The sequence below is a fragment of the Indolivaga capnocytophagoides genome, assembly GCF_036511535.1.
GTDB classification, from domain to species: domain Bacteria; phylum Bacteroidota; class Bacteroidia; order Bacteroidales; family Dysgonomonadaceae; genus Dysgonomonas_A; species Dysgonomonas_A capnocytophagoides.
In genome coordinates this window covers 4,515,570-4,529,824 of the sequence record NZ_AP028867.1, presented here as the reverse complement: position 1 = coordinate 4,529,824, position 14,255 = coordinate 4,515,570, and the positions used below count along the sequence as shown (strand labels likewise).

Genomic DNA, 14,255 nt, shown 5'->3' with positions numbered 1-14,255 from the left:
GATCTGATATAATATTTATCTAGTAACTCTATTCAAGTGAAACTTTCTAATCGTTTATGTCAATATTAATTCCTTCAGGCACGAAGTCTGAGATATCGTGATTGAAACGCATTAATTGGCGGACAATGGTCGAACTTATATGGGTGTACTCCGGTTCGGTAAACAATACAACGGTTTCTATTCCGGATATCTTACGATTCATATCTGCAATTGTCTTTTCGTATTCAAAGTCATTTACAGAGCGTATCCCTCTCAGGATAAAATCAGCGTCGACTTCTTTAGCAAAATCCACGGTAAGACAATCATAGGAAGTAACCGATACTCTGGATTCGTTTTTATATAAAGAACGAATCATATCAATACGCTTTTCCAACGGAAAATAGCTTTGTTTAGTATCGTTAACCCCGATAGAAATAACTATTTCATCTACAATAGCCAACCCTCGGCGAACCAATGATGCATGACCTATTGTAAACGGATCAAATGTACCGGGGAAAATAGCTTTCTTCATCATAATTAAGACCTCTATTGCAGATATTAAAATTGATCAAATAACAGATATGACAAACTTTGGCAGTCTTGTTTACCAAAGCTAAAAGGTCTGCAACCTTAGTTTGCCATGTCCGAAATAAACTTAATCCTTACTAGACGAATTTCATCTTCAGTATAAGTTCCTAACTCATTTATTGCATCTTCCAGATCATCTGACTCTGCTTCCTGGAAATAGTCGAATATATCGGCCATATGGTCTTCATCAATTACTTCTTCCAGAAAATAATCTATATTGATTTTAGTTCCGGAGTAAACAATTGCTTCCAGTTCTGTCAACAATTCAGAGAATTCAATACCTTTCGATTCGGCTAAGTCATCCAAAGCTACTTTACGGTCAATACTTTGAACAATTGCTACCTTCATCTTCGATTTGTTGGCAACTGTTCTGACACGTAAGTCTTCAGGACGTTCTATTTCATTTTCTTCAACATGTCGTTTTATAATCTCAACAAACTCCGCTCCATATCTTTTAGCCTTACCTGCCCCTACTCCGGGTATATTTTGCAGCTCATCGATACTTGTAGGATAGATTGTTGCCATCGCTTCCAAAGAAGGATCCTGAAATATAACATAAGGCGGCACATTCAATTTTTTAGACATCTTCTTTCGAAGATCTTTCATGATTGAAAACAAAACCGGATCTACAGCCGAGCTTCCTCCGCCACCTTTGATAATTACATCTTCATCGTCTTCATCTTCCTCATCGGCATCCTGTGCAATTTTGAAAGATACAGGTTTCTTCAAAAAGTCCTTGCCTTTTTTGGTTATTTTCAGAAGACCGTAATTCTCGATATCTTTATCCAGATAACCGGCAATCAAAGCCTGCTTAATTACAGCATTCCATGTGTCTTCGTCTGTTCCTTCACCGGATCCGAATGCATCCAAATCCTGATGTCCGTATGTTTCTATTTCAGAGGTTTCTTTACCTCGCAGGAAATTGATAACATAATCTGTTTTAAATTTTTCTTTTAATGCTAATACAGCTTCTATCGCTGTTAATAATAAATCTTGAGCTTCCACTTGTTTTTTAGGGTTTATACAATTGTCACAATTACCGCAGTTATGCTGATTATATTTTTCGCCAAAATAATGTAATAGAACAATTCTCCGACACAAGGCTGTTTCGGCATAAGCCGCAGTCTCAAGCAAGAGTTGTTTGCCTATTTCCTGTTCTGCCACAGGTTTCCCCTGCATAAATTTTTCGAGCTTCTGCAAGTCTTTATACGAATAAAATGCAATACATCGTCCTTCTCCTCCATCACGACCGGCACGGCCGGTTTCCTGATAATAACCTTCGAGGCTTTTGGGCATATCGTAATGTATCACATACCTGACATCCGGCTTATCAATTCCCATTCCAAAGGCAATGGTAGCCACGATGACATCAACTTTTTCCATCAGGAACGCATCCTGATTATCAGCTCTGGTACTAGCGTCCAATCCTGCATGATATGCCAATGCATTAATATTGTTAGCCCGCAATATTTCAGCGAACTCTTCTACTTTCTTTCTACTCAAACAATATATAATGCCGGACTTTCCTTCTTGAGATTTTATATATTTAATAATGTCTTTATCGACATTATCGGTTTTCGAACGAACTTCGTAATACAGATTTTCCCTGTTGAATGAAGATTTGAATACTGTTGCATCCAACATTCCCAGACTCTTCTGGATATCATGCTGCACTTTGGGTGTAGCTGTTGCTGTCAGAGCAATAATAGGACGTTGTCCTATTTCATTTATAATAGGGCGTATACGCCTGTATTCGGGTCGAAAATCGTGTCCCCACTCCGAGATGCAGTGAGCCTCGTCTATTGCATAGAACGATACCTTGATATGGTGTAGAAAATCAATATTCTCTTCTTTTGTCAAGGATTCGGGGGCAACGTATAACAATTTTGTTTTTCCGGCCAGAACATCATTTTTAACCTGCTCAATAGCCGCTTTATTCAGTGATGAATTTAAGAAATGGGCAACCCCGTCTTCTTCGCTGAAATTACGCATTGCATCCACCTGATTCTTCATTAAGGCAATCAAGGGAGAGATAACAATGGCTGTGCCATCCATAAGTATAGCGGGCAACTGGTAACAGAGGGATTTACCTCCACCGGTCGGCATAAGAACAAAGGTATCTTTTTCCGCCAAAATATTTTGGATGATAGCTTCTTGGGTTCCCTTGAATTTATCAAATCCAAAATGTTTTTTCAGATTCTCAATTAATAAATCTTCTTTTTTTGGCATAGTAAATCAAATCGATCTAAAATAACTCGGGTAAAAACTACTATATCTAATATTGAATAATTGCTTTTACTAGATACGAAGATAGCGTCTTAACCGAAAATTCCAATAAAAAAAAGATTTATTTTAATTGAAAAAATGATTTATTCGTGAGAATTTTTCAAACGGTCTAAGTGTGAGCTTTCTAAACGCTGTACTGCATAAGGTTTTGTCACATGTAAACTTTTATCTCCTGTAGATGGGATTTCAAACATCGCATCTATCATTATAGTTTCCACTATAGATCTCAATCCTCTTGCTCCCAGTTTGTATTCGACAGCTTTATCGACTATATAATCATAAACATCATCGTCGAAAGTCAAAGCAACCCCATCCATATCGAATAATTTTACATACTGCTTAATAATAGAATTCTTCGGTTCGGTAAGAATTCTTCTCAAAGCATCACGATCCAAAGAGTTCAGATATGTAAGAATAGGCAAACGTCCGATTATTTCGGGTATCAATCCAAAAGATTTCAAATCCTGAGGAATAATATACTTCAACATTTCATTTCTGTCTATATCTGCATTTTTTTGAGCAGCAGCATATCCAACAACACGAGTGTTTAAACGTTGTGCAATTTTACGTTCTATTCCGTCAAACGCTCCCCCGCAGACAAACAATATATTCTTGGTATTTACGGCAATCATCTTCTGATCGGGATGCTTGCGTCCTCCCTGAGGTGGAACGTTTACCACAGAACCTTCAAGTAATTTCAACAAACCCTGCTGTACTCCTTCGCCACTTACATCACGGGTTATTGAGGGATTATCTCCTTTGCGAGCTATTTTGTCTATTTCGTCAATAAAGACAATTCCACGCTCGGCAGCAGCTACATCGTAATCCGCAGCTTGCAATAGTCGAGTCAAGATACTTTCGATATCTTCTCCGACATATCCGGCTTCTGTCAAAACGGTAGCATCTACAATCGCAAAAGGCACATGAAGCAGCTTTGCAATTGTCCTAGCCAGTAACGTTTTACCTGTACCGGTAGGACCAACCATGATTATATTAGACTTTTCGATCTCTACATCATCTTCGCTTTTTTCCTGCAACAATCGCTTGTAGTGATTGTATACCGACACCGATAGATAACGCTTCGCATCATCCTGCCCGATAATATACTGATCGAGGAAATTTTTAATTTGCTGCGGATTGGGTAGATTTTTTCTATCCAACACCTCTCCTGCCCCTTTTCCGGAGCTTAAAGAATCTTTCACGATCAAATACGCCTGATCTACGCATTTATCGCAGATATGAGCCGAAATACCCGAAATCAACAAGTTGACCTCGCTTCCTGCACGGCCACAGAAACTGCAAAAATCGTTTGCTCCTTTTTTAGCCATATTCTTTTCTATAAACAGTGCTGTAAATAACGACCATTACGACAGCACCAATACTTTACTTTGTAAAACCTGCCTGTACTCTAAATAACTGTTAGGAATTTATCAGAAAATCTGTTCTAAAATTTAAACGAATAAATCCCCCAGCAGTTACTAAGAAAAGACTACCCATGAAATCCATAGGTAGTCTTTATTCTTAATACTGACAGAATATCTTCATTATTTATTTCTAAGCAATACTTCATCTATCATTCCGTACTCTTTGGCTTCTGTAGAGTTCATCCAATAGTCACGATCCGAGTCTTTCTCGATCTTTTCTATCGGTTGTCCCGAATGATCTGATATTATTTTATATAATTCCTGCTTAACTTTTCCTATTTCTCTGGCTGTTATCTCAATATCCGAAGCCTGTCCCTGAGCACCTCCCAGAGGTTGGTGAATCATCACACGTGAGTGCTTCAAACCGAAACGTTTTCCTTTTTGTCCGGCAACCAACAATACAGAAGCCATAGATGCCGCCATACCTGTACAGATTGTAGATACATCGCTGGCGATAAACTGCATGGTGTCATAGATTCCGTAACCGGCATAAACCGATCCACCCGGAGAATTGATATAAATAGATATATCTTTTCCTGAATCTGCCGAATCCAGATACAGCAATTGAGCCTGAATCACATTAGCTGTATAATCGTCGATTTGTGTACCCAGAAAAATAATACGATCCATCATCAAACGTGAGAATACGTCCATTTGAGCCACATTCAGCTGACGTTCCTCGATAATAGTAGGTGAAATATAACTGCTTGTTATATTCATATTGCTCACACTATTCATATATTGATCGAGTGCCAACCCGTTCATCCCCATGTGCTGGGTTGCATATTTTCTGAAATCTTTCATAATTATTATCTCTTTTATTGATTCTGAGTAAAGACTACAAATCTCGTGCCTAAAACTCTTAATACTGAAAGAAAACAAAAAAACCTTTGTCTGAATAAAGAAAATAGACAAAGGTTTCTTTTATATTAAACCTTTTATAGAGGAGAATTAAGCTTCAGTCTGTTCAGTTTCGAAAAACTTTTTGAATTCGTCTAAGCTTATCTCTTTTTCATTCAATGTAATCAGAGATTTCAGGCATGCAGCAATTTTTTCTTCCATAGCCTTATCTACCAAATTACGAGAAGTCTCTTTATTCTTCAACATTTCATTTGCATAGTTTGCCAAAACATCATCGGGCATACCTACCATTCCGTATTGAGCAAATTGTACTCTTGCTGCCTGCATGGCAACATTGCGAACATCAGCCTCTTCTATTTTAAGATCGTTATCTTTCGCCAATTGTTCTTTGATCAAGTGAAATTTCAGATCTTCCAGAATTTTTGGATATTCAGCATCTAAAGATTCTGCTGTTTTTTCGCTTCCGGTTGTCAATAACCATCTCTTCAAGAATGCATCAGGAAATGTAAGATCCCCTACTTTATTTTCTAATAATGCACGAGCATCTAATAAAAATTTGTAATCGCTATCGGGAGCCAACTGAGAAGATAATGACTCTTTGATTTTATCTAAAAATTCAGCCTCTGTCTTCACAGTACCCTCACCAAATACTTTATCGAATAAAGCCTGATCCAAATCTGCTTCTTTGTAACGAGTGATTTCTTTCACGGTAAACATAAACTCAGGAGCAATAGCTTCTACTGCATCTTTATCTATGTGAAGGAATGAAGCTATTTCTGTTTCATTGCCATCATAAGCTTTACCCGGATTGAATACAATCTGAGCTTCTTTCTTCACATTGGCAAATTTAGCTTGTTCTTCTTCATCTTTCATATAAGAAGGCATAAGTACTGCACCTTCAACAGCTATACCTCCGGCTTTAGGCGTACCATTTTCTAATTCTACCACCTCGCCTTTAAGAAGATCTGTTGGTTTTGCGTCTTCTTCTACAGTCTCATATTTACCGTAGTTAGCTTTGTAAGATGATATTTGTTTTTGAACTAATTCTTCATCGATAGCGATTTTGAAATAGTCCATTTTATCTTTCTTAGTCAAATCAAGTTTGATTTCCGGAGCCAAAGCTATATCAAAGAAAAATTCATAATCTTCTTCTTTAGCGAAATCAACAGGTTGTTGTTTTTCCTGATTGGGAAGTGGTTCACCTAATATATTCAGTTTATTTTCCTGTATATAATTATAAATACCTTCTCCTACCAATTTATTTACTTCATCGGCCAAGATAGATTTACCGTACATTTTTTTCACCATTCCTACAGGCACAGTACCCGGACGAAATCCCGGTACATTTGCTTTCTTACGGAAAGTTTTAACCGCTTCGTCTACCTTTACCTGATAATCAGCCTTCTTTACTTCAATCTTAAGGATAGCATTTACACTATCTACACTTATAAGAGATGTATCCATCTTTGGTCTTTTATTTATAACTTTTATCTAATTAATTCGGTGTAAGAAAAATCAAGATTTATAACGACTTACCGTACACTCAACTTTTTTAGTGGTGCAAAAATAGTTTATATTATTCCAATATTCAAATTTATTTCCTTTTTTCACAGGAAAGATGCCGTTCCCTTTTTTGCCACAAACAATAGTTTATTCCACAACAAGTTAACCCGGGTATTAATCGGAAATCCGATAATGACACAATACCCACTCAAAAGGCATACAGCTGTGGTTTTCTCCTAAAAATCATAAAAATAAACAAAAAATACCTATATTTGCCGATGCATTGAAATATATGCATTTTGAGTCTTAGTAAAATTCTGCACTTTATGATGAAAGATAAGGGAGATGAAATTAGCTTAGAAGCTAGTATCCCTGAAATATGGGCACTTCTGGATGACAAAGAGCGAGAAATAGTAAAAGAGAACGCTAAATTAGTCAGCTACAAAAAAAACGAAATCATTTATTGTGAGGAAGAAATCCCCAAGGATTTGATGTGCCTACTCAAAGGTAAAGTCAAGATTTTCAAAAACGGAGTTGGTGGCAGAAGCCAGATTATCAGAATGGTAAGACCTGTTCAGAATTTTGGCTACAGAGCATTCTTTGCTAAAGAACCTTATGTTACCAATGCTTCGGCTTTTGAAGCATCTACACTTTGTTGTATTCCAATGGAAATAATAGAGGCTTTAGTATTGAAAAATACCAAATTGGCCATGTTTTTCATCATTGAACTCTCTACCGATCTAGGTATAGCAGATGAACGTGTTGTAAGCCTTACCCAAAAACATATACGTGGCAGACTTGCCGAATCGCTGGTATTCCTTCTCGAAAGTTACGGACTGGAAGAAGATGGAGCCACAATAAGTATATATCTATCACGTGAAGATCTTGCTAATCTTTCGAACATGACCACATCCAATGCTATACGTACATTATCGACATTTGTCGACGAGCGTATTATTTCGCTGGACGGAAGAAAGATCAAAATCATTGACGAAGAAAGACTTCGAAAAATCAGCAAAATAGGATGATTGCATCTATAATACGTAAATACCTTGATCACAAATTCAAGGAAGTAGACTATTTTATACAACACCCTTTTCAGTCACAAGAGAAAATACTTGAATACCTGATCCAATCAGGGCAAAATACATTTATCGGACAAGAATTCAAATTCTCATCCATCAAAAACAAAGATGATTTTCGTAAGCAGGTTCCTATCTTTCATTATGAAGATATGAGACCTTATCTCGATAAAATAATCGTTGACAAGCAACAGAATATACTTTGGAACAAACCCGTTAGGTGGTTTGCAATGTCTTCGGGTACAACTCAGGACAAAAGCAAGTACATTCCGGTCACTCAGGAGTCTCTAACTAAGAATCATTACCGTTGTGGCGAACAAATGCTTGCCATATATGCAAAAAGTAATCCTCAAACCAAATTCTTTCTGGGGAAAACACTGGTACTGGGAGGAAGTAAGCAGATCAATCATATCGGTGACGGGATTTTCACGGGAGACATTTCGGCGATACTTATCAAGAATCTGTATTTCTGGGCTAAACTAAGCCGTACCCCCGAAAGCATTTCATTGCTGCCCGATTGGGAAACTAAACTGCAAGCTCTGACCGACTATGCTATAAAGAATGACATAAGAGCATTTATGGGTGTTCCTTCATGGCTCTTGGTTTTACTGAAAAAGATAAAAGCCGATACAGGCAGGGATCTTACCGACCTTTGGCCTAATCTCGAAGTGTTCTTTCATGGCGGAGTCAGCTTTACTCCTTTCGAAGAGCAATACCGAAAGCTCATCAACAAACCGTCTATGATGTATTGGGAAACATACAATGCATCTGAAGGCTTTTTCGGAGTACAGTTCTCCGGACAATCGAAAGACATGCTGCTGATGCTGGACTGCGGAATATATTATGAGTTTCTGCCTATTAATGAAATAGATTCGCCCAATCCGCAGACATTGACTCTCGAGGAAATAGAAACAGGACAGAATTATGCAATTATAATCTCGACCAACGGCGGCTTATGGAGATATATGATAGGTGACACAATAGAGTTTACATCTACATCGCCATATCTTTTCAGAATAACAGGACGCACCCGTAACTTCATTAACGCTTTTGGTGAAGAAGTTATAATCGATAATGCAGAAAAAGCATTATCGGAAGCTTGTCAGGCTACAGGAGCAGTAATAAGTGAATACACGGCAGCCCCGATATATTTCGGCGATAATTCGGCTGGGGCTCACGAATGGTTCATCGAGTTTGAAACTCAGCCCGACAGCCTTGATAAATTTACGGAAGTATTAGATAACAGCCTGAAAAAAGTAAATTCGGATTATGAAGCAAAAAGATCGTACAATCTCTCGCTTCAAATGCCCAAAGTCAGTGTTTTGGCTGCCGGAACTTTTTACAATTGGATGAAGTCTATAAACAAAACAGGCGGACAAAATAAAATCCCCAGATTATCAAACAACCGGGATTATGTGGAAAGGCTGATCGCTTTTATTACAGAAGATAAAGACTGATAACATATTTTGATATACCAAAATAACTTAAAAAAAAGACTTTTTTTTCGAAATATAAAAGCTTTACTTAAATTTGTGCCCTAAAGGTCTAGGACCTTCTTATTGCTTTGGCTGATAAAACAGCTAAAAGTTGTTATAAACTAGAAGTATATCATTGAATACTTTTTTTACATAAAAGAATGAAAATAAAGATCTTTTTTGCTTTCTTGCTTACTCTGCTCATTACTAGTTCGTGCGGCGAGTACAATAAAATACTGAAAAGTACCGACTACGAACTGAAATATACTTATGCAAAGAAATATTTCGATGAGAAAAAGTATGGAAAGGCTTCTACTCTGTTAGAAGAGCTAGTTCCAATATTTAAAGGAACTTCACATGCCGAGGAATCGTTATTTTTATTAGCTCAAAGTTACTTTTACAATAAAGATTATACCACTGCCACTCAATATTATAAAGCATATTGCAATACATATCCAAAAGGAGATTATACTGAGCTGTCGAGATATAATGCTGCATACGGACTTTATCTTGATTCGCCGGATGTACGCCTCGACCAGACCAATACATACAAATCGATGCAGGAGTTCCAGACATTCCTCGAATTGTATCCTCAAAGCGATAAAGTACAGCTAGCTCAGGAATACTTATTCGAAATGCAGGAAAAACTGGCACTAAAAGAATTAATGGCATGCCGTTTGTATTTCAACTTGGGTAATTATATGGGTAACAACTACGAATCATGTGTAGTAACTGCCAGAGAAGCAATAAAAACATACCCATACTCGAAATACCTCGAAGAATATCAGGTTCTGATCTTGAGATCAAGATATGAATTGGCTAATCAGAGTATAAACGAGCGTAAACCCGAACGTTATAGAGACGTTATTGATGAACAGTACAACTACCTGAATATGTTCCCTGAAGGAAAATATAAGAAGGAAGCTGAAAGATATCATAAGCAGGCTTTAAAAGCAATTGGACAAAACACTGACAATTTGTCAACAAGTACAGAAGAAACAAAATAAGGATTCTATCCTTTTATTTAGAACAGAAAGTATTCAAGAATACATTCATAAATGATACAATCTGTTACACTTACAAAATCAATAAGAAGGTCTGAGACCTTAATAGAAATAACAAAATTCATTATATAGCGATTTTAAATAATTATGGACTACAAAAAAACGAATGCACCGAGTAATACGGTTACAAGAGATATGATGAGCCTCTCAGCTGATACTGAGAATGTATACGAAACTGTAAGAATTATCGGTAAAAGAGCCAATCAGATAGCTGTAGAAATGAAACAAGACCTGGATCGTAAGCTACAGGAATTTGCCTCATATAACGATAATCTGGAAGAAGTATTCGAAAACCGCGAGCAAATAGAGATCTCACGCTACTACGAAAAACTTCCTAAAGCGGGACTTATTGCTGCACAGGAATATACTGAAGGCAAAATCTACTATAGAAACCCGAATAAGGATAAAGACAACTTCTAATGATACAAAGAATACAGTCGATATATTTATTAGTTGCAGCCATTTTAATGGCTGTAACTGTTTTCAGCCCTTTAGCTTTTTTGGCTGATGGAGCAAACGGATATTTTATATACCGATGCTTAGGCTTCTTTGAAAACGGAGTTGGATCAAGTTATCCGACATGGGGTGTTATAGGAGTGGTATCGTTAACAGCTGTACTCACTATAGTCTCTATATTTCTCTATAAGAATAGAAAGCTGCAAATAAAACTTTCATATGCAGCAATAGTAGGAATCCTGGCTTCTTATGGAACTATCTATACCTACCTGCAAACAGGTATGGCTGCTACATCTTCAACCTTAGTGAATGTAAAATACGGAGTTATACTACCCGTTATAGCACTAATCTTTATCGTTCTTGCTATAATAAAGATAAAAGCAGACGAAAAACTGGTACAGTCGCTCAATCGAATAAGATAAGGTAATTATCACTTATATAGACAGAAAAGGAGGAAGTGAGATTCCTCCTTTTTTTATTTCAACACTATCCCATATTTTTTCTTCCCGTTAATCTTTATAACCAAAGGGTCTGAGAACCGGACATGTCTCAAATACTGAGATTCGAAAACTGCAGGTTGGTTATTCAGGTACTCTTCGTCAAAAACACCATCATCTTTCAAGTAAGGATTGACAGTGAAATACCCTACCCCGAAAGAGGTCAGATTCTGAAAGAAGTGGGTTCCCTGGCTTGGCTCTATCCTATAATTTTCAAGCCCCGACTCAACAAGCAAACGTGCATTACTCACATGAGGCCATTTAACAGGTATTCCCAGCCAATAATCGCTACTGCCCCATCTGCCGGGCCCTACCAGAATATAACCTTTATCATTCTCTGCAAACTGTTTATTAAGTTTTTCTATTTCATAAGCGACAAACTGATTGTTCGCGGCATTGAAACTGTCAGATTTTACGTATATAATATCGTATACATCGTCAATTATTCCATTTCCTAAAGCGTTTTTCGAAACCAGAATAGTTTCATCTTCAGGTATCACCGACAGGTCTTCGGTCATAGCTTCTTTATTCTGCACAATAGGACGTATCTGCAACAGATAAAATTGGGCTTCATCTTTGCTCTTTATATTTACGGCAAACTCTATTTCTATAGCCCTTCCCATTTCTTCCTGACCGATACGCAGTACTTTTTGAAGTGATTCCGGGAACGGAAAGAGGTCGTGCTGCAATATATTAGCGAATGAAATGATCTTCCGCCCTCCTTCATAAAAGCCGTCATAAATAACCTGATCCATGGGATCGAAAGTGGACACAATATATTGTAGAGAGCCATCCTGCACGGCATCCGACACATTCACTTTCAACAGATTAAAACCATCGTTTACCGAAAACTCACGGTCGGTATCTTCCATATCCAAGGCATAAAACTGACGCTGGGTATCACGCAAAGCAAAGTCCATTGTACTTAATTGCAGTATATTATTTGGATGATAGGGCGAAAACCGCAGAGTTGTTCCCCCATCTACAATATACTTACCTAAGCCAAGGGCAATATTAGCTACACCTTCCTCAGCCTTTTCATGCCCTATAGGATAAAAATTGAGAGAACGGGCAACCCCTGACATAGTCGGATAAAAACGGTTACCGTATTTAGTCCCTACAACTTCCTGAAGAACAATTCCCATTTTCTCCTGATCTATCAGATTTTGAGTGGCAGTCATATATGCCTTACTATCTCCATAAAAGACAGATGCATATACCGATTTCACGGCATCATTGATAAGCTTCAACCGCTTTTCCTTATCATACAGATCGGGAATCATATAAGTAGCATATATGCCGGCAAACGGTTGATAATAAGAATCCTCCAGCAAACTGGACGAACGGATGGCGATAGGTGCATGTACAGCCTCGAACAAAGCCAGAAAGTCATCATTTAACCGTTCCGGTAGTTCGGCTTGCAGAAAAGCTTTTAAGATATCTTCATCCGAAGCTTCGGACAAAGCAATCGGATAAAGGTTATTACGATCCATATACTCATCGAATATATCAGTACACAGCACTACTGTTTTAGGCAAAATCACAGGAAAATTCAGATTATCATTCAACTCCATGTGTGTTTTCACAATATTACCCAGAAAAGCTAATCCACGTCCTTTTCCTCCCAATGACCCTTTTCCGATACGTGCAAAATTGGAAAATTCATCGAAACGGTCTTTTTCAAAGACTGCGATAACTCCCGAATTCTTGATCCTTCGGTATTCTACAATCGCATCATAAATAAATTCGCGCGCTTCCTTGATATTTATATCCTTCACATCTATTTTTTTCAGAGCTTCGGCAATCGGAAACATAGCCCTCGAATACAGAAAACGTGAAAAATGATTATGAGACATGTGATATACCAATGATTTATCGGGTATGATCTTTATTGACCGCTGAAGATCCTTCAGGTTTCTGATTCGCAATATTTCCTCCTGAGTATCGGGATCAATAATGATAAAATCGCCAAAACCAAACTGTTCTACAATTCTGGCTCGTAAATCCAAAGGATACCGCTTCGAGTTCTTATCTATAAATGAACAATTCAGATCTTCGGCATACTTTTGATTTGCTTTTTCCGACGAATTAAAAATCACGGGAAGAAAACGATCCTGCTCCTTAATCCATTTAGCCAGATAATAACCAGCCAAACGCTCCTTAACACCACTTTGCATATAGCTCATATCCGTTACCACCCCAAGCATATTATTTTTGTAACGAGAGTAAATATCAGCAGCTTCTTCATAACTTCTGGCTAGCAATATTTTGGGACGTCCTCTCATTCTCAATGTCTGTTGATGCTCATTGAGAGCCTCTTTCGAAAACTCCTGAGATTCTTCCAATACAATCTTAAACAATGCCGGTAAGGCTGAAGAATAGAAGCGAACTGAATCTTCAACCAGCAATATAATCTGCACCCCGACCATCTCTGTATCGTGATCGACATTCATCGCATCTTCTATCAATTTGATAATGGCTAACAGTAAATTGGAATTTCCCATCCAGCTGAAAACATAGTCGGCAAAAGACAAATCTTCTGTTGACAATCTTTTGGATACCTCTTTCGAAAAGGCTGTCAACACAATCATCGGGATGTCCTGATACTGGCTTTTGATATTTCGAGCCAATGTGAACATCTCGTTGTCATCCATATTAGGCATAAATATAACCAGCTCGTAATGATTTAGCTTCAGACATTCATAAGCATCTTCTTCGGTAGACACCTGTGTAAAACGGGGCGGATAACGTAAACTCAGAGACGTATACTCGTCAAAGATCTGCTCATCCACACGTCCGTCCTCTTCCAATATAAATATGTCGTATTTGGTGGCAATAAGTAATACATTGTATATCCGTTTGTTCATCAAACTTGCAAACGAAGTGTCTTTAAATCGGTATTGTTTTATATCCGGAATATTCTGCATGTATAGTTTTTTTAATTCTCAACTTTCAAAAGTTTACAAAGATCACTAGTCACTGATTGCTCCTTATAGATAAAATCAAAATATAAGCAACGTCCTCATTACTTTTTATCACA

The 14,255-nt window shown here is 37.6% G+C and carries 11 protein-coding genes; 5 read left to right on the top strand and 6 right to left on the bottom strand.

Annotated features, from left to right (window positions below):
* Positions 1 to 46: 46 nt before the first annotated feature.
* The 5 genes from coaD to tig all read right to left on the bottom strand — a co-directional run bounded on the left by coaD (position 47) and on the right by tig (position 6,602).
* Positions 47 to 511 (bottom strand): pantetheine-phosphate adenylyltransferase, encoded by a 465-nt coding sequence (gene coaD / locus AABJ51_RS18360; RefSeq protein WP_026625424.1) that lies wholly within the window; start codon positions 509 to 511, stop codon positions 47 to 49.
* Positions 512 to 609: 98 nt separating this feature from the next.
* Positions 610 to 2,796: a DNA helicase RecQ gene (recQ, locus tag AABJ51_RS18355; RefSeq protein ID WP_026625425.1), complete on the bottom strand. Its 2,187-nt coding sequence runs from the start codon at positions 2,794 to 2,796 to the stop codon at positions 610 to 612.
* Positions 2,797 to 2,936: 140 nt separating this feature from the next.
* Positions 2,937 to 4,181: an ATP-dependent Clp protease ATP-binding subunit ClpX gene (gene clpX / locus AABJ51_RS18350; protein WP_026625426.1), complete on the bottom strand. Its 1,245-nt coding sequence runs from the start codon at positions 4,179 to 4,181 to the stop codon at positions 2,937 to 2,939.
* A 216-nt stretch (positions 4,182 to 4,397) separates the two neighbouring features.
* On the bottom strand, positions 4,398 to 5,081 hold the full coding sequence (gene clpP, locus AABJ51_RS18345) for an ATP-dependent Clp endopeptidase proteolytic subunit ClpP (protein ID WP_026625427.1): 684 nt from the start codon (positions 5,079 to 5,081) through the stop codon (positions 4,398 to 4,400).
* Positions 5,082 to 5,228: 147 nt separating this feature from the next.
* A complete protein-coding gene (gene tig / locus AABJ51_RS18340) occupies positions 5,229 to 6,602 on the bottom strand; it encodes a trigger factor (RefSeq protein ID WP_026625428.1) in 1,374 nt (457 codons plus the stop codon).
* A gap of 365 nt (positions 6,603 to 6,967) precedes the next feature.
* On the opposite strand from tig, the gene AABJ51_RS18335 reads away from it, so the two are divergent.
* From AABJ51_RS18335 to AABJ51_RS18315, 5 genes are all read left to right on the top strand, one after another.
* Positions 6,968 to 7,669 carry a Crp/Fnr family transcriptional regulator gene (locus tag AABJ51_RS18335; protein WP_026625429.1) on the top strand — a complete coding sequence of 234 codons (702 nt, stop codon included), beginning with the start codon at positions 6,968 to 6,970 and terminating at the stop codon, positions 7,667 to 7,669.
* Positions 7,666 to 9,180 carry a GH3 auxin-responsive promoter family protein gene (locus AABJ51_RS18330; protein WP_338373748.1) on the top strand — a complete coding sequence of 505 codons (1,515 nt, stop codon included), beginning with the start codon at positions 7,666 to 7,668 and terminating at the stop codon, positions 9,178 to 9,180. The genes AABJ51_RS18335 and AABJ51_RS18330 overlap by 4 nt, the downstream gene beginning before the upstream one ends.
* Before the next feature lie 179 nt (positions 9,181 to 9,359).
* A complete protein-coding gene (locus AABJ51_RS18325; protein ID WP_134435800.1) occupies positions 9,360 to 10,205 on the top strand; it encodes an outer membrane protein assembly factor BamD in 846 nt (281 codons plus the stop codon).
* A 144-nt stretch (positions 10,206 to 10,349) separates the two neighbouring features.
* Positions 10,350 to 10,682 carry a DNA-directed RNA polymerase subunit omega gene (locus AABJ51_RS18320; protein ID WP_026625432.1) on the top strand — a complete coding sequence of 111 codons (333 nt, stop codon included), beginning with the start codon at positions 10,350 to 10,352 and terminating at the stop codon, positions 10,680 to 10,682.
* Positions 10,682 to 11,140 carry a DUF4293 domain-containing protein gene (locus AABJ51_RS18315; protein WP_134435799.1) on the top strand — a complete coding sequence of 153 codons (459 nt, stop codon included), beginning with the start codon at positions 10,682 to 10,684 and terminating at the stop codon, positions 11,138 to 11,140. Before AABJ51_RS18320 ends, AABJ51_RS18315 begins: the two co-directional genes overlap by 1 nt.
* Before the next feature lie 53 nt (positions 11,141 to 11,193).
* Here AABJ51_RS18315 and AABJ51_RS18310 read toward each other — a convergent pair whose 3' ends face one another.
* Positions 11,194 to 14,142, bottom strand: a complete 2,949-nt coding sequence (locus AABJ51_RS18310; RefSeq protein ID WP_338373747.1) for a PEP/pyruvate-binding domain-containing protein — start codon at positions 14,140 to 14,142, stop codon at positions 11,194 to 11,196.
* Between the last annotated feature and the right edge of the window lie 113 nt (positions 14,143 to 14,255).